Raw genomic sequence first — 17,870 nt, forward strand, 5'->3', positions numbered from 1 at the left:
GAAAAGAATCCTTATAGATATAGAGGCTATAGATATGATACTGAAACAGGATATTACTACTTGCAATCAAGATATTATAATCCTGAGTGGGGGAGATTTTTGAATGCGGATGCGTTAGGTGGAAGTATAGGTGAATTATTATCACATAATACTTTTGCTTATTGCAATAATAATCCTGTAAATGCTAAAGACCCTAATGGATTTAGACCTATATATACTCAAGGAGAAGAAACAGCTGCAATGAGAGATGCTTCTTACGAAGTTATGGCAAAAGCTGCTCCAGCAATTAGTAATAAGCTGGGTTCTATAAGTACAAGTAAATCTAAATCAAGTTCCGGGTTTATATTGTCTGCGGTTACAGCAGTTGCCGATTCTGTAATTGGTAGCAAAATAGCTTCTAAGCTAGGTACATTTAGTAAGTATAGAGAGTGGACATACAATCCAAGTAATTATATATATAAACTTAAGTTAAACAAAACTGGTAAAGCCCTTAATGGATTAAAAGGTGTAGGGCCAGTAATACTAGGAATAACTTCTATTCAAACTGTTAATAGCATATGTAAAGGTGAAATATATGGAGCGGTGGTAGACTTAGGAGCTACAGCAGCTGGAGTTGGAGTAGGATGGGGAGCAGGTTTCTTAGCCAGTGCTGCAATTGCAACATTTTCATTAGTTGGAGCGCCAGCTATTGCTGTTACAGCACTGGGGGTTGCGGTAGGAGTAGGTGCATCTTATGTGATTAATGGACAAGCGGAGAAAATTAAGAATAAACATTATGGAAGGTGAAAAAAATGAAAGATAACAAAAAATGGTTATTTATAACTCCTGCATTATTAATAATGGTATTAAGTAGATATATACTTGCAAAATATGGTTCAGAAGCAAATGATAAATTAGGATTCTTAATTTTAGGATTAGTAATATTATTTATTATATGTGGAATACTTTATTTTGTGGTGAAAAAATATTATTTATTATCATTAGGAATATTAACTATTCTTATTCCTTTTGTAGTATATTATGTAGGATTATATAGTAAAAATGAAGTGTTTGAGACTATAGGAGTAGTAGCATTATTGCTAATTATAATAGGTTGGTGTATATATTTAAAATTATATTTGAAATATAAAAATAAGTAATTTTTAAAATTAAAAGTAAATACTTATGAAGATGATAGTTGTTCCAATGAAACGGAATAACTATCACTTTTTCCTTCTATATGATATTGATAGTTGGGAAATTATATAGCAGGAAAAAGATCATTTCATGAAGAAATAATGAATGTACAATCAAGATATTATAATCCTGAGTGGGGAAGATTCTTGAATACAGATGCGTTGATATCTACAGGGCAGGGATTCCTATGTAGTTCAATTACTGATGGAGAAACTACAAGTAAGTATACAAAAACAAAGTCTAATTATAATAAGGAGTGAAAAATTTGATTAGCTTAGATATTAAGGTGAAAAATGGATATAGTAATTATCTAAATAAAATCTTAAATGGTGTTAATTTATTTAACTATGTTTGGGAAATAAATGCTGATAATTTTTTATATCTTGATAATGGTGAGCTAAAAGAGGATTTTTTTGGAGAAGATGTTTTAAATGCAGAAGAATTCATTAAGTGTATATCAAGAGACAGTTATTACATGATATTTGCTGATATAAAAGTATATTCTCTTGGTAGTGAGCGTATCGAAATAAAAACATTCAAAGACTTTTTAAGAAGCAGTTGTGTAATGATTATTTTATGTACAGATTCATCAGTTATAGAATTTTATTGCAAAGATAGGGATATTCTTGATAAAGTATATAATAATTGTATAAATAATGGTTTTGAAAAAGTAGAATACAAGTCTGCTGCTGATGTTTCAGAAAGAAGTATGATTGCTTGGTAGGTAAAATTTTATAGCATAATAATAATCCTGCAGTAAGAGAAGAAATCTTTTCAGTTGTATCAAAAGAAAAATCAAATATATATTATAATCATAGTAATATTGAGAGCTAACATCCAAAGTGTTGGCTCTTTTCTTTTAGAAGGAAATAATGTAGTATATGAAGAAATAACTAATGGAAGTACTGTAGATTAACAGAGTTCTTAGCTTATGAGAGTGTGTTTCTCTTATAGAAGGTTAGAAATCGTTATATAGGGGCGTAGTACCCTTAGTGAAACTTAGGGATACTAGCCATCAGATAAAATTTTATATAACTATGGAGATAAAGGTCTTGTAGGCTTCGTGCTAAATGACGCTGAACAATATTTCTACATTAGAAATGCTCAAAGTGATATTATAGGAATAATAAACTCTATCGGAAAACAAGTTGTTTCTTATACCTACGATACTTGGGGTAAATTAATATCTATAACAGGAGATAAAGTATTAGGAGAAAAGAATCCTTATAGATATAGAGGGTATAGATATGACATAGAGACTGGATATTACTACTTACAAAGTAGATACTATAATCCTGAGATTGGAAGGTTCTTGAATGCGGATGGTTTAGTATCTACAGGACAAGGTATGTTATCACATAATATGTTTGCATATTGTGCTAATAATCCTGTAGTTTTTAAAGATCCATTAGGTTTTGCACATTGTATGTCAAATGAATATGGTGGTGGAGGTGGTTTCGGAGCTGCTGCTATTGGCGGTAGTGGAGCGTTAGCAGACACTGTAAAAGGAGCATGGTATGGCACTGTTGGAACAATAGGAGCTATTTGGAATATTATAACCTTTTCTAGTAATACCTCAAAAAGTAAGAATAAACCTAAACAAAAAGGAAAACCGAATGACACTGAAGTTGTAAGAGGAAAAGATGGGAAAGTTGAAAAGTATACTGTATTTGGACCCGATGGAGAATTTGTTAAAGAAGTTCGTTTAAAAGGTAAAGAACATGGACCAATACCACGTCCTAATGTTAAGGAGCCTAAATTTAATGTAAATCCCAAAATGGGTGAAAGGTTTCAAAATGGGTATAGTGTAAGACCAGCTACTGCTGATGAAATAATAAAATGGGATAGGAGGTGAAAAGATGGAATTATTTGAAGATAAAATAATTGAAGAATATATTATATGGAAAAAGGCTAATCATAAAAATTTTTCATGGTGGAATTATGTAAATATGAAGTCAGATATTCAAATTGCACTGGGATTCGCTAAGTTTTTCTATCCCGAAATAATTGAGATAGATAACTGTATCTTTATAAAGGATAACTTTTCAAGCGAAAGGTATGAACAATGGAAAGTTGTGTGTAATGATAAAAAAACTTTAGAGAAGGCTATTAATTCATATGAAATTAAAGAATTTTTTCATATGAATACAGATTTTGAAGATAAAAATATAAATGAACAAATACAAGCACTAGGAAATATATTAAAAAAATTTTGGACTTTAGGTTTTAATGAAAGATTCCCTGATATGAATATAGTTGTAGATATAATTGAAGATGATGAATCATTATATATTACTGTATTTCAAGATAGTTAATTATGTTGAAAATTATTAATAGCCGTGGTTGGTAGACATAAGTATAAAAATAAGTAACTTGTAAAATTAAAAGTAAATACCTAAAAAGGGGATAGTTGTTCCAAGCAAATGGAACAACTATTATTTTTCAATAACATATGATATTAGTTGTTAGTAAATTATATAGAAGGAAAAAGAGCATTTCATGAAGAAATGAAACTTAAGTATGAGGAAGTAGGCCTTGGAAAGGGATACAATGGGAGAGCAGATAACCCACATGTTAAGAAGGATCCTTCATTAATCCCAGCCTTTAGATGAACTATTCCTGGCAATGCATTGGCACCATAATATATAATAAGAGGAGGATATTATATGAAGTACTTTACTTTAGAACTATTAGATAAATCTAATAGCACTATAGAGTCAGAACGTGAAATTGCTGACAGACTTTGGATGGGAAATCTTGAAACGTATTGGAATAATTTTAAAAAATATGAGGATAGATTACCTTATAGTTTTGTAAAAGAATACAGTACGCATGCTTTCCATGACTATAATATAGAATCCATAAATTTTTATAAAGATGAAGGAAAAAGAAAGGATGCTTTTAATGTTGAATTAATAATTAGATATGATGACATTAGGTACTTAATAAAATATATTAATGTTACTAAATATAATATAGATTTAAGTATTAAAAATAACATCAAAAATAATGTCTTGCTATATAGTGAGATAATTCCAATAGATGATGCTATAATTAGTCATGAAATATTAATGTCAAATAGAAATAGTGTATACATGGAGTTTAAGAAAATTATGTTTCAGAAGATAAGTTAAAATAAATTTTTGTTCAAAATGTAATTAAGTAAACCTTAAATGTACCTTAGAAGGAAATGATGTGTTTTATGAAGAATTAACTAATAGAGTTAAATATATTATCGAGTTGAAACTTTTACTAAATGGGAAGTGAAAAATAGTATGATAAATATCTTTATGAATAAGACTATTTTACTATATACATATAAAACTAGTATAATATTTAGCTATAAAACTATATAACTATTNNCGTAAATCAAGTTTTAGTTCTATCCATTATGATGGTTATAGGAATATATGCTAGAAAGAAAGGCTTTATAGATGATAGAGTAGAGAAGGGATTAAGTGCAATATTAATCAATATAACTTTACCATTAATGATCATAAATAGTTTTTGCTTAGAATTTGATAAAGCTATTATGGGAAATGCTATAAAGATATTCTTCTATTCCATAGTTATACATTTGGTGTTACTTATTTTATCAAGATATATTTATATTAAGGCTAGTGATAGAAAAAAACCACTACTTATATTTACAACATCTTTTTCTAACTGTGGATTTATGGGTTATCCAGTATTAAACAGCATATTTGGACAAATAGGAGTGTTTTATGCTTCAATTTTTACTATGGTATTCACTGCTTTAGTGTGGACCGTAGGGGTATCTTTGTTTACAGGGAAAATATCTATGAAGGAAGCTAGTAAAAGCATTTTAAAGAATCCATCCATATGGGCTGTAATTATAGGAATTATAATATTTGTAGGTCAAATTAAACTACCCTTTGCCATTAACTCAACGGTAAAAAGTGTAGGAAATATGACCACTCCAATATCTATGATAATCATTGGCTCTATGCTTTGTGGTTCTAACATAAAGGAAATGATAGGAGATTTTAGTTTATACTATTTATCTATAGTTAGACTAATTTTAGTTCCTATAGCAACATATTTTACTATGAATATGTTTAATATAGATTCAATGTTGGTAGCTATATGCACTTTACTTATGGCTATGCCAGGAGCGGTGGTAGGACCTGTAATTGCATTATCTGCTGGTGGAGATGGTAAGTATGGCTCACAGTGTGTATTTATAACTACACTTTTATCCGTTATAACTATTCCACTATTTATATATTTAGTAAGATAATTAATTATATAGATGATAGGTTTTAGTGATTTAGTTACTTTAAATAATTATAGAAGGGAATGTAAATTACATATGTTTGATTTAGATGATTGTATTGCATTTATAACAAATAAAAGCGCAAAGAAATTAGCTGACGAATTTAATAGAAGATTACAAGAGAATGGTACAACTAGAGTACAATGGATAGCTTTATTTTATATAGGTAAATCAGGAGAAATTTCTCAAAAAGAACTTTCGGATTATATGGATATTAAAGAGTCTTCAATGGTAAGACTTATAGATAGAATGGAAAAGGAAGAGTTAGTGGAGAGAAAAAAAGATTCAGAAGATAGAAGAATAACAAAGATAATATTAACTGATAAAGGTAAGTTTTTAAAAGAAGAACTTATGCCTAGAGGACAAAAGTTCCAAGATGATGTATTAAAGGGAATATCGAAAGAAAATTTAGAGATTTTTAAAGAAGTTTTGCAAAGGATGACAGATAATATATGTTAGCTATTGACAATACCACCCCATGGTGGTATTTTTATATCATAAATACTTGTAGTACTAACCATTGCACTAGCAACTATTAAATGATATGGGGGTATAGATATGAAAAAAGATGTAAGAGAAATGTTAAATGACTTTATGAACGGACTTGGTGAATTAGGAGAAACTAATGGAGAGAATGTTAACGCTTTCATGGGACTATTAGGTAAGACTTATGAAGAGGGTGCATTAGATACTAAAACAAAGGAATTAATTAGCGTTGGAATTGCTGCATATAACAGATGTGAATATTGTATAGTTTTCCACGTTTACAAAGCTTTAGAAGCGGGAGCAACTAGAGCTGAAATAATGGAAGCTGCTATGGTATCTGTTGCCTTTGGTGGAGGTCCTAGTATGGCATATTCTGTAACTTTATTAAAAGATGCTGTTGATGAATTTGAAAAAGATTTTAACTAAATAAGATTTTAAATTTAAGACCTTGAGTATTATACTCAGGGTCTTAAATCCAGAATCTTAAACTAATATATATTTGGTATTAAAGGAGAGGTTGAAATGGATATTAAGTTGGAAAGTCTATCAGGAAAAAGTAAGTCTGCTAAAGTAGGTAAAATTAATATACAAGTTGGGGATAATGTTAAGTTAAATGATGTATTGTTTCAGCTAGAAACAAATAAAGGAAATTCACCTGTAAAAGCTAAAGGAAGCTATAAAATTGAAGAAATAAAGGTTACAGAGGGACAAGAGGTAAAGGTTGGAGATACATTACTTATAGTAAGTGGAGAAGTTTTAGCAAAAGAAACTAAAAAAGTTGATTACTTTGGTAGCTTAATAAAGGGTAAAAAAGAAAATTTAAATATAGACCTTTTAGTAATAGGTGCAGGACCAGGAGGATACGTTTCTGCTATATACGGAGCTAAGAAAGGTTTGGAAACTATAATAGTTGAAAAGGATAATTTAGGAGGGACTTGTCTTAATGTAGGATGTATTCCTACAAAATCTCTAGTTAAATCTGCTGAAGCATACAATGAAGCATTAAATGGAGAAGAATTTGGATTTGAAATAAAAGATATAAACCTAGACATGAAAAAGGTCATAGCTAGAAAAGATAAAATTAGAAATAATTTAGTTGGTGGCATCGACTATTTATTAAATAAAAATAATATAACACTTATTAAGGGAGAAGCATCTTTTATAGATAACCATAAAGTATTAGTGAAAAAAGGTAAAGATGAGTATACTATTGAAGCTAAAAATATTATTATTGCTACTGGTTCTAAAATATCAAAAATAAGTATCCCAGGTATAGAACTACCTTTTGTATTAAATAGTACAGAAGCACTTAGTAACACAGAATTACCAAAATCAATTACAATAATTGGTGGTGGAGTTATTGGGATGGAATTTGCATTCCTTTATTCAAATTTTGGTGTTAAAGTAAACGTGGTTGAATACGAAAATAGAATTCTTAACATGGTGGATTTAGATGTCTCTGAGGAAATACTTGATATAGCAAAATCAAAGGGCATAGGTATATATACAAGTTCAAAGGTTACTAGAATTGAAAAATCTGAATCAGGTGAAGGTATAGTTATATTTGAAAATGAAGGTAATGAGAAGCTTTTAGTTTCAGAAAAGGTATTAGTAGCAATTGGAAGAGAGCCTAATATGGAAGGGCTAAATCTTGAAAATACTGATATAGAACTAAATGATAGGAATAGAGGTATAAAGGTNNNNGGAATATATGCTATTGGAGATGTTAATAGCAAGATCCAATTAGCCCATGTAGCTTCACATCAAGGAATTGTAGCAGTAGATAATATATTAGGAGAAAATAAAGAAATGAAGTATGAATGTATTCCTAATGTAATATTTACAGCTCCAGAAATTGCTTCAGTTGGTCTCACTGAAAAACAATGTATTGATAAAAATATTAATATAAAAATAAGTAAGTTCCCTTTTGCAGCCAACGGAAAAGCCTTAACTATGGGTCAAGAGTATGGATTTATTAAAATAATAAAAGATTTAGATTCAGGTAAGATGGTTGGAGGATCAATAATAGGTCCAGATGCTTCATCACTAATAAGTACGCTAACACTTATTATTCAGCAGAATATTTCAGAAGAAAGCATAGCAGAAACTGTATTTGCACATCCAACTACAGGTGAAGGTATACATGAAGCAGTATTAGGATTATCTATAGGAGCAATACATTATAATGAATAAAGTAATTATTTCAAAGGAAGTTAATCCTTATTATAATTTAGCCCTAGAAGAAGAATTATTAAGAAATATAAAGTCCGAAGAAACCATATTATATCTTTGGCAAAACGAAAATACTGTAGTTATTGGAAGAAATCAAAATCCTTATAAAGAATGCGACTTAGATTATATGAAAGAAAACCATATTACATTAGCTAGAAGAATATCTGGAGGTGGAGCAGTTTTTCATGATTTAGGAAATTTAAACTTTACTTTTATAACAAAGGAAATTAAGAGTAATTTAGATAAACAACTTAAGGTTATAAAAGGTGCTGTAGAGTCCTATGGTTTTAAGGTTGAGTTTTCAGGAAGAAATGATTTGCTTTTGAATAATAGAAAGTTTTCAGGACATGCATTTTATTGTGAAGATGGTAATTATTTTCATCATGGTACTCTTATGATTGATGTAGATATTACTAAACTTGAAAAGGTTCTTACTCCATCTAAGTTAAAATTAAAATCTAAAGGCATAGAATCAGTAAAAAGTAGGGTTATAAATTTAATAGAGGTTTGTAGTGAATTAAATGTAGATAATTTAATTCAGTCATTGGTAAGTTCCTTTAATAATGTTTATGGAGATTTACAAAACTCATATATTTATAATATGAGTAGTTATGTACCTAAATTATATGATAAATACTCTAGTAAGTTGTGGAATTATGGTGAGAGTCCACAATATGATGTAATTCTCGAAGAAAAAACTGTCATAGGCAATATAGACATAAATTTATCAGTGGAGTCAGGAAAAATAGTAAAGGCTAAAATATTTTCAGACACTTTGGAGGATATAAATTTAGGAAAAGTTGAAGAACAGCTTATAGGAATTATATTCTCTAGAGATAAAGTTGTAAAATTAATAGAGGACTATGTAAGATAGATATGAGAAAAAATATGTATAAAAATATTTGTATAAATCATAATATTCTTAGGCAAAAATATATTTACCTCATCTAGATAAGTCAAGAAAATCTAATATTTTTAATATGGCTTATATTTTAATGATATAATCCATATTTTTATGTAAAATAACCTTGGTAATTAAAAATAATGTAGGGTATAATATGTATATTGTAAATATAATAGCTGACAAATAAATTATTGCTAATATATTAACATTATATTTATTATTGTAAAACTATGGAGGATTATAGCATGAGAACAATTTATAAAAATCCTAAGGAATTAGGTGCTTGTTTAAGAGATATTGTAGATTTATACAGAGATGATTTAATGACCTATGAAAAATTATCAGATAAGGTTATTAAAATTGTAGATTCCAATGTAGAAAGATTCTTTAAAAATGGAGATGTTGAAATAAAAATTGCAAATATTCTAGAGGAAGATAGAATAGCAATTATAAAAGATATATTAGATAAAAACAATTAAAAAATCTTATGGTAAATTTATAAAAAAGATGAGCTTTATTGATTAAATCCCATAAGCTTATCTTTTTTATTTTGGAGGTATATGCTATGAATAATAAATATATGAAAAGAAGTAAGGAAGAGTTGAAAAAAATATTAACCAAGGAGCAATATAATGTAACTCAACAAAATGGTACAGAACTACCTTATAAAAATGAATACTTTGACTTTTACGAAGAAGGTATTTATGTAGATATAGCAACAGGAGAACCTTTATTTATATCTAGTGATAAGTTTAACTCAGGATGTGGATGGCCAGCTTTTTCCAAGCCAATAGATAGAGATTTTATTAAAGAAAATATAGATAAAAGTCATGGAATGGTTAGAACCGAGGTGAGAAGTAAAAATGGAGATTCCCACTTAGGTCATGTATTCTGTGATGGACCTGAGGAACTAGGTGGATTAAGATATTGTATAAATTCAGCTTCACTTAAATTTATTCAAAAGGATAAGATGAAGGAAGAAGGGTATGAAGAGTACTTAGATTTACTTGATAAATAAATATACAGATGAGAGTATGGCATTAAGATGTGATTAGATGGAGTTATCTATTTAATCACATCTTTTTCTATGTTTAAGAAATTAAATATGGAAATCTACGGTTGTATTTTAAGAAGAAAAATGTGAAAATAAAGCTATGTTACTAAAAGTCTTAATAAGAGGAGGGATATAGATGTTTTGGTTTTCAGAAGATAGTAAGAAGGTAGATAAAAATATTTCAAAAGAAGATGAATTACAGCAGCTAGTATGGAATTTTTTTATGAGCAAAATTCCTAAACTAGGTTTTGAACAGAGAGAAGGACAAGAAGATATGGCGTTAGATATATGTAACGCTATAGTTGACAGACAACATACTATAGTGGAAGCAGGAGTAGGAATAGGAAAATCTTATGCATATATAGTTCCCTTACTCTATTATAATAAACTTTTTAATAAACCTGTATTAATAGCTACGTCAACTATAGCTCTGCAAGAGCAACTCATTAAGGATGTAAAAAAAATTTGTTCTTATATTAATCATAAACCAGAAATAGTTTTAGCTAAAGGCATGACTCATTTTGCATGTAAAAGTAGAGCCGATAAATATTTTAAAGAGATTAATAGGAAAGATTTTAATGATAATCTAGAAACACTATGTAATTACATAAATAATGGGGTAGTAGATAGAAAAAATATAAAATTAGATGTAGATAATAATATATGGGACAATGTGAATGTAAAGGCAACAGATCATAATAGGTGTGAACATTATAATAATTGCAGTTTTATGTCTCTAAGAAGAGATATGTTAAATACTGATGGCATAATTTTATGTAATCAAGACTTATTAACTGTACATTTTCAAAAGTTAAAGAAAGGTCAAAAGGGGCTTTTAAATGAGAAAATAGATTTAATTGTTATAGATGAAGCTCATAATTTGGAGGAAAAAGTTAGAGCATCTTTAATAGAAAGCTATAACAAATATAAAATAAAATCTATTTTAGGAGATGTAATTGAAACCATAAAAATATCAGCTATAAGAAGAGAGAGTTACGAAAATTTTAATAATATAACTCATATTTTGAATGTTATTTTTAATAAACTAAATAATCAAGTAAAAAAACAAATTAACTCATCACTTAAGGGTGAAGAAATGGAAAAGTTTTTTATTAATATAGATGAAATAAGAGAAGAGCTTTTACTTTTAAATAGTAAAATTGATTTAATAAATTATAAAGTACAATTTTATAGTGATGATAATTTATGTGAAGAAGTATTCGAAGAGCTAGAGAATCTTCAAGACTTTATAAAAAGTTTGATATCTATAAAGAGCAGGGATTTATTTTGGTTAGAAAATTTTAATGATATTCATATATTTGCATGTCCTAAAAATATAAGTAAGGAGATAAATTCTTTATACTTTGATAAGTTAAAAACTACTATATTAACTTCAGCAACTATTGCAGATAAGAGTCAAGGTAGTGAAGAAGAGAGATATGAGTATTTTATTAAAAGTACAGGATTTCCAACTAGTACAGGATTTTTATCAACACCAAAACCATCACCTTTTCCGTACAATTACAATGCCATGATATATTGTACAGAAAATATGCCTCATCCAGTAGAGGCGAGAGAAAGGTTTATAAAATTGGGGGCAGAAAAAATAGTAAAGCTTCTGAATATTACAAAGGGAAAAGCCTTAATTTTATTTACATCTAAAAGTGATCTAAAGGAAGTTTATGAGATATTAAAACATAAAAATTTAGAATATAGGCTTTTAAAACAGCAACATATGTCCTCTCAGGATGATATACTTGAAGAATTTAAAAAGGATAAGAATTCTGTATTATTAGCTACAGGAACATTTTGGGAAGGAATAGATGTGCCTGGAAAATCATTATCGAATTTAATTATATTTAAGCTACCATTTCCGGTACCAGATCCAATTATAGAATATAAAAGGACTTTATCAGAAGATTTTTTAATGGAGGTAAGTGTACCATTAATGATAGTAAAACTTAGGCAAGGGGTAGGACGGTTAATAAGAAAGCATGACGATAAGGGTATAGTGGCAATCTTAGATTCTAGAATTGGTGAAATGTCTAATAACCCGTATAAAAATATAGTGTTTGATTCCCTCCCTATAAAAAATAGAACTAATGATATAAGAGAAATAGAAAGTTTTTGGATGAAAATGGATGAATAGAGCTTAAGCAAGATATAGAAAGGAAGTTATTCTATATCTTGTTTTTTATTATAAATATCATGAAATAACGGCTTAAAGCACATTAACAGTAACTTGAAAATAATTTGTATAAGTAATATAAATTAAAGTATATGGTTATATATTTATAAATATTTAATAATAAAGTAATATTTATTAAATTGAAAAACTATAATTTCTAAAGATAGAGAAATAGTTGTTTACGGTATGTTAAATAATAATTAAATATATGTTATTTAGTAAATAATATGGTATAATATGGTGTTTAGATAATATATAGAAGATTTATAAAACTAAATCTTTAATTGTTATTTTTAAGAGGGTAAAAGCTATATAGTATGGCATTTATTTAGGAGGATTTACTATGAAAATAGGAATTGATGTGGGCTCAACCACAATTAAATCTGTTGTTTTAAATAACTTTGGAGAAGTTATTTATCAATCATATGAACGTCATTATTGTAAGATAAAAGAAAAGACTTCAGAACTGCTAAAGAAAATTAGAGATAAGTATCCAAGGGAGAAGTCCATGGAACTAAGCATTTCTGGATCTGCTGCTATGGGAATGGCCGAAAAATGGAAGGTGCCCTTTGTTCAAGAGGTTTATGCAACAAGGATTGCTGCAACTACTTTAGAATCTGATGTGGATGTTATCATTGAATTAGGGGGAGAAGATGCTAAAATACTATTTTTAAAGGATGGTATGGAAGTAAGGATGAATGGCTCATGTGCAGGTGGAACAGGAGCATTTATTGACCAAATGGCTACTTTGTTAAATATGTCCTTAGAAGAAATGAATGAGACTGCTAAGGATTATAAAAAGATTTATACTATTGCTTCTAGATGTGGAGTTTTTGCTAAGTCAGATATTCAACCTCTTTTAAATCAAGGAGTTGTAAAAAGTGATTTATCAGCAAGTATTTTCTTTGCTGTTGTAAATCAAACTATTGCAGGATTAGCTCAAGGTAGAGTTATAAAAGGTAATGTATTATACCTTGGAGGACCACTAAGCTTCAACTCAGAATTGAGAAAAGCCTTTGACAAAACTTTAAAGTTAACAGGAAAGTGTCCAGATAACTCTCTATATTATGTAGCTTTAGGGGCAGCCTATTATGCTAGTGAAAAGATAGATATAGATAACTTGATTATTACTTTAAATAATTATCGTGAAGATGAAACTTATTCTATGGCACCACCACTATTTAGAACAAAAGAAGAGTATGATGAATTTAAGCTTAGACATGAAAAAAGTAAGGTGCTTATCAAGGATGAAATTGATATTGTATCACCAATAACTATAGGAATAGATTCTGGTTCTACAACTATAAAAATTGTTGCTATTAGTGATGATAAAGAAATTGTATCTTCAATTTATAGACCTAATAGTGGAAATGCTGTAGAGGTAGTTAAGGAATACTTAGAAAATTTATATAATACATATCCCAAAGTTAAAATTTCAGCAGTTGCAGCAACAGGATATGGTGAACAATTAATAAAAAATGCCTTTAAGGTAGATTATGGTATGGTAGAAACTGTAGCTCATTTTACAGCAGCCAAACATTTTATGAATAATGTTGACTTTATTATTGATATAGGAGGACAAGATATAAAATGTTTTAAAATACATAATGGAGCTATAGATAATATATTTTTAAATGAAGCTTGTTCATCAGGTTGTGGCTCTTTCTTGCAGACCTTTGCTAATGCATTAGGATATTCAGTTGAAGAATTTGCTAACTTAGGATTATTCTCTAAAAATCCAGTAGATTTAGGTTCTAGATGCACTGTATTTATGAATTCTTCTGTAAAGCAGGTGCAGAAGGATGGAGCTACCATAGAAGATATATCAGCAGGATTATCTGTTAGTGTAGTTAAAAATGCACTATATAAAGTAATTCGTGCCAGTAATGCAGAGTCTCTAGGAAAAAATATTGTAGTTCAAGGAGGAACTTTCCTAAATGATGCTGTACTTCGTGCCTTTGAACAAGAATTAAATGTACAAGTCCTTAGACCTACAATTTCTGGGCTTATGGGTGCTTATGGAGCAGCTTTGTATGCTCAGGAAAAAAATAATAATAAAAGTACTATTCTTAGTAAGAGTGAATTAGAGAATTTTAATCATGAAGTAAAAATGACTAACTGTGGGCTTTGTAATAATCATTGTAGATTAACTATAAATACCTTTGGAGAAAGCAGAAAGTATATTGGTGGAAATCGATGTGATAGACCTATAAGTAATAAAAATCATGGAGAAGTGTCCAACATATATGAGTATAAGAGAAGCTTATTAGATAGTTATCCTAAAATTTCAGGTAAAAGAGGAAAAATTGGAATTCCTATGGGATTAAACATGTATGAATTATACCCGTTTTGGTATAAATTTTTTACAGCCTTACAGTTTGAAGTAAAAAAATCTGAGCCATCTTCAAGAGAAATTTATCTGAAGGGACAAACAACTATACCATCAGATACAGTATGCTTTCCAGCAAAATTAATTCACGGACATGTACAGTCATTAATAGATGGTGGAGTAGATACAATTTTTTATCCATGCATGACCTATAATATACAGGATAGTTCAGCTGATAACTGTTATAACTGCCCTGTAGTTGCATATTACTCTGAAGTAATTGAAGGAAATATGTCAGATGTTTCAAAGGTAACCTATATTTATGATTATATAGGAATTCATAGACCTAAGGATTTTCCAAAGAAGATGCATAACATATTGGCAAAATATTTTAAGGACATATCTTTAAAAGAAGTTAAGGAAGCAACTACTCTTGCTTATAAAGAATATGATAGATATTTAAAAAAAGTAAGGATAAAGGGTGAAGAAATTATTGAGAAAGCAGAAAAGGAGGATAAAGATATAATTGTTCTTGCTGGTAGACCTTATCATATAGATAGTGAAATTAATCATGGAATTGATAAGTATATTAATAGCTATGGAGCTGCAGTTATATCTGAAGATGTGATTTCTCATAAGGTAGAAAAGGTAGACCTTCAGGTGTTAAATCAATGGACATATCATGCTAGATTATATAAGGCGGCTAAGTATATAGCAGACAAGCCTAACATGAATTTAGTTCAGTTGGTTTCCTTTGGTTGTGGTGTGGATGCAATAACTACCGATGAGGTAAGAGAAATTTTAGAAGAGTCAAATAAGATATACACCCAAATTAAGATAGATGAAATTACTAATTTAGGAGCGATACAAATAAGACTTCGTAGTTTATTTGCAGCAATCCATCAAGGGGAGGGTGAATAAGTAATGGATAAGGAAAATAAAGTAACCTTTACTAAAGAAATGAGTAAAGATTATACTATATTAATGCCTATGATGGCACCCATACATTTTGAAATTTTAAAAAATGTATTCCTAAATAGTAAATATCACATAGAACTATTAACTAATAAAGGTGAATCAGTAGTACAAACAGGACTAAAATATGTTCATAACGATACTTGCTATCCAGCTTTACTAGTTATAGGTCAAATGATAGATGCTTTAAACAGTGGAAAGTATGATATTAATAAAACAGCTTTAATTATCACTCAAACTGGAGGAGGATGCAGAGCATCAAACTATATATACTTACTTAGAAAGGCATTAAAAAAGGCTGGATATGGACAGGTTCCTGTTATTTCTTTTAATTTAGCTGGAATGGAAAAAGATAGTGGCTTCAAAATAACATTGCCTATGGTTCATAAAATGTTATCAGGAGTTATTTATGGAGATCTTTTGATGCATTTGAGCAATCAAGTGAGACCTTATGAAATAAGTAAAGGTGAAAGTGATAAAGTAATAAACAAATGGATTGAAGAGTTAACTTTGCAATTTAAAAATAATAAGGCTTATTCTCTAAAAAAAATTAAGACCAATATGGATAATATAACAAAAGACTTTGCAAATATAAAAATTCAAAAAACTCCTAAAGTAAAAGTGGGTATAGTGGGAGAGATATATATTAAATATGCAAGCTTAGGCAATAATGATTTAGAAGCATTTTTAGCTACACAGAATTGTGAAGTTATGATACCAGGAATTCTTGGATTTGTATTTTATTGTACAGATGAAAGAATAGACAATATAAATCTTTATGGTGGAAGTAAGGTAGTTAAGTTTATTGTTCAAAAATTTATGAATTACCTATTTAAAATTGAGAGTTTACTTATAGCTTCAGTAAAGGAAAATTCAGATTTTATACCACCTTCATCCTTTAAAGAAACTAAAAAGTTAGCTAAGGGTGTAGTTGGATATGGTAATAATATGGGTGAAGGATGGCTTCTTACAGCAGAAATGTTAGAGTTGAACAATTTAGGATATAAAAATATTATATGCACTCAACCCTTTGGATGTTTGCCAAATCATATAGTAGGTAAGGGAATGGTACGAAAAATAAAAAACATTCATCATGATGTTAATATAGTACCTATAGATTATGACCCTGGTGCTACTAGAGTAAATCAGGAAAATAGAATTAAACTTATGCTTGCCATTGCAAAGGAACAACTAGATCATAAGGAACTTAATATCAATCCTAAAGATATTAATAGTGATATAGATAAGGAAATTGCTTTAGTATAAAACTATAAATTTTAAAAAAGTTGTTTAATTATAAATCTGAATAGATATTAAGAAATCTATTGTATAATAAAATAATTCATAATATGGAATTAAATTAAATTGTATGATATTATTAACAGGTAGAGAAAAGAAGTAATCAAACTGTTGATAAGGCTTGTTGGTCAAGTGGTCAAGACGCCACCCTCTCACGGTGGAAACAGGGGTTCGATCCCCCTACAGGCTACCATATATTTGTAATAATTACATTGGTAGAGGTTTAAAGCCATGTTCAAGGCGCTTAAAGAGGATAATGAGATAGTTAAAATTATGGGTTATCGTAGTATGGATATTAATAAAATAAAAGATAATGAACAAAAGGCACATTATACAAAGATGTAAAACTTATATAAGATACCTATTAACAAGGATGAAGAAGAAAAGCTTGATGAAATTAATCAAATTCTACTTAATGGTGGAGATGGTAGTAAAGTATTGTAATTTATTCCTTATATAATGTATAATTAATTTATATTTACATAGGGGAAGGGGTTACATATTATGAAATGTCCTAAATGTGGAAGTCAGAATGTTACAGTTCAAGCAGTTACAACAACGAAAACAAAACATAGAGGTTGTTTAGGGTGGTTGATATGGATTATGTTAGCTATTTGTACTTTGGGTTTAATAATAATTATACCTTTAATAACTAATAGTAAAACTAAATCTAAAACACATAGTGAAGCAGTTTGTCAGAATTGTGGCAAAAGGTGGAAAGCATAAAATAAATTTAAGCACTTACTTTAAAATGTACCCTATATAATAGACACTTTAAAAAAAGTCTATTATATAGGGTATTTTTATGTATAATAAAATTAATATATAGCTTTAGGAGTGATAATATGAGCAACAAATACCTGGTAAGGTGTTGTTAACAGATATAACTTATTTATTTTATAAGAATGGTCAAAAGGCTTATTTGTCAAC

20 protein-coding genes and 1 tRNA gene are annotated in these 17,870 nt (G+C 28.9%); all 21 read left to right on the forward strand.

Annotation, left to right across the window (positions count from 1 at the left end; genetic code table 11):
* Positions 1 to 786 (forward strand): RHS repeat-associated core domain-containing protein (locus B2671_RS00865; protein ID WP_346868711.1); only part of this gene is annotated, 786 nt, incomplete at its 5' end.
* Positions 787 to 791: 5 nt separating this feature from the next.
* Positions 792 to 1,139, forward strand: a complete 348-nt coding sequence (locus B2671_RS00870; protein WP_346868712.1) for a hypothetical protein — start codon at positions 792 to 794, stop codon at positions 1,137 to 1,139.
* A 93-nt stretch (positions 1,140 to 1,232) separates the two neighbouring features.
* Positions 1,233 to 1,436: a hypothetical protein gene (locus B2671_RS00875; RefSeq protein WP_346868713.1), complete on the forward strand. Its 204-nt coding sequence runs from the start codon at positions 1,233 to 1,235 to the stop codon at positions 1,434 to 1,436.
* Between the two features lie 5 nt (positions 1,437 to 1,441).
* Positions 1,442 to 1,900, forward strand: a complete 459-nt coding sequence (locus B2671_RS00880; protein WP_346868714.1) for a DUF2691 family protein — start codon at positions 1,442 to 1,444, stop codon at positions 1,898 to 1,900.
* A 339-nt stretch (positions 1,901 to 2,239) separates the two neighbouring features.
* Positions 2,240 to 3,031 carry an RHS repeat-associated core domain-containing protein gene (locus B2671_RS00885; protein WP_346868715.1) on the forward strand — a complete coding sequence of 264 codons (792 nt, stop codon included), beginning with the start codon at positions 2,240 to 2,242 and terminating at the stop codon, positions 3,029 to 3,031.
* Positions 3,032 to 3,035: 4 nt separating this feature from the next.
* The gene (locus tag B2671_RS00890) at positions 3,036 to 3,491 is read left to right on the forward strand and encodes a hypothetical protein (protein ID WP_346868716.1); all 456 of its coding nucleotides are present in this window, start codon (positions 3,036 to 3,038) and stop codon (positions 3,489 to 3,491) included.
* A gap of 147 nt (positions 3,492 to 3,638) precedes the next feature.
* Positions 3,639 to 3,788 carry a hypothetical protein gene (locus B2671_RS00895; RefSeq protein ID WP_346868717.1) on the forward strand — a complete coding sequence of 50 codons (150 nt, stop codon included), beginning with the start codon at positions 3,639 to 3,641 and terminating at the stop codon, positions 3,786 to 3,788.
* A 54-nt stretch (positions 3,789 to 3,842) separates the two neighbouring features.
* On the forward strand, positions 3,843 to 4,310 hold the full coding sequence (locus tag B2671_RS00900; RefSeq protein ID WP_346868718.1) for a hypothetical protein: 468 nt from the start codon (positions 3,843 to 3,845) through the stop codon (positions 4,308 to 4,310).
* 224 nt (positions 4,311 to 4,534) lie between these two features.
* A complete protein-coding gene (locus B2671_RS00905) occupies positions 4,535 to 5,437 on the forward strand; it encodes an AEC family transporter (protein ID WP_346868726.1) in 903 nt (300 codons plus the stop codon).
* Between the two features lie 72 nt (positions 5,438 to 5,509).
* Positions 5,510 to 5,932, forward strand: coding sequence for a MarR family transcriptional regulator (locus B2671_RS00910; protein WP_346868719.1), 423 nt, complete (start codon positions 5,510 to 5,512; stop codon positions 5,930 to 5,932).
* Positions 5,933 to 6,031: 99 nt separating this feature from the next.
* Positions 6,032 to 6,385 (forward strand): carboxymuconolactone decarboxylase family protein, encoded by a 354-nt coding sequence (locus tag B2671_RS00915; protein WP_035134524.1) that lies wholly within the window; start codon positions 6,032 to 6,034, stop codon positions 6,383 to 6,385.
* Positions 6,386 to 6,481: 96 nt separating this feature from the next.
* Positions 6,482 to 8,152 (forward strand): dihydrolipoyl dehydrogenase, encoded by a 1,671-nt coding sequence (gene lpdA / locus B2671_RS00920; RefSeq protein ID WP_346868720.1) that lies wholly within the window; start codon positions 6,482 to 6,484, stop codon positions 8,150 to 8,152.
* Complete coding sequence (locus B2671_RS00925; RefSeq protein ID WP_346868721.1) at positions 8,145 to 9,065, forward strand: lipoate--protein ligase; 921 nt, start codon at positions 8,145 to 8,147, stop codon at positions 9,063 to 9,065. Before lpdA ends, B2671_RS00925 begins: the two co-directional genes overlap by 8 nt.
* 275 nt (positions 9,066 to 9,340) lie before the next feature.
* A complete protein-coding gene (locus B2671_RS00930; protein WP_035134530.1) occupies positions 9,341 to 9,574 on the forward strand; it encodes a TIGR04540 family protein in 234 nt (77 codons plus the stop codon).
* 86 nt (positions 9,575 to 9,660) lie between these two features.
* Positions 9,661 to 10,113, forward strand: a complete 453-nt coding sequence (msrB, locus tag B2671_RS00935; protein ID WP_346868722.1) for a peptide-methionine (R)-S-oxide reductase MsrB — start codon at positions 9,661 to 9,663, stop codon at positions 10,111 to 10,113.
* 172 nt (positions 10,114 to 10,285) lie between these two features.
* A complete protein-coding gene (locus B2671_RS00940; RefSeq protein ID WP_346868723.1) occupies positions 10,286 to 12,298 on the forward strand; it encodes an ATP-dependent DNA helicase in 2,013 nt (670 codons plus the stop codon).
* A 382-nt stretch (positions 12,299 to 12,680) separates the two neighbouring features.
* A complete protein-coding gene (locus B2671_RS00945) occupies positions 12,681 to 15,587 on the forward strand; it encodes an acyl-CoA dehydratase activase (protein WP_346868724.1) in 2,907 nt (968 codons plus the stop codon).
* 3 nt (positions 15,588 to 15,590) lie between these two features.
* Complete coding sequence (locus B2671_RS00950; protein WP_346868725.1) at positions 15,591 to 16,907, forward strand: 2-hydroxyglutaryl-CoA dehydratase; 1,317 nt, start codon at positions 15,591 to 15,593, stop codon at positions 16,905 to 16,907.
* Positions 16,908 to 17,058: 151 nt separating this feature from the next.
* Positions 17,059 to 17,133, forward strand: a tRNA-Glu gene (locus B2671_RS00955).
* 38 nt (positions 17,134 to 17,171) lie between these two features.
* A complete protein-coding gene (locus B2671_RS17530; protein ID WP_414632594.1) occupies positions 17,172 to 17,285 on the forward strand; it encodes a Gp15 family bacteriophage protein in 114 nt (37 codons plus the stop codon).
* Between the two features lie 159 nt (positions 17,286 to 17,444).
* Positions 17,445 to 17,666, forward strand: coding sequence for a hypothetical protein (locus B2671_RS00965; protein ID WP_346848270.1), 222 nt, complete (start codon positions 17,445 to 17,447; stop codon positions 17,664 to 17,666).
* Positions 17,667 to 17,870: the final 204 nt, after the last annotated feature.

The sequence above is a fragment of the Clostridium sp. UBA5119 genome (genome assembly GCF_002414285.1).
Classification (GTDB): Bacteria; Bacillota; Clostridia; order Clostridiales; family Clostridiaceae; genus Clostridium_J; species Clostridium_J sulfidigenes.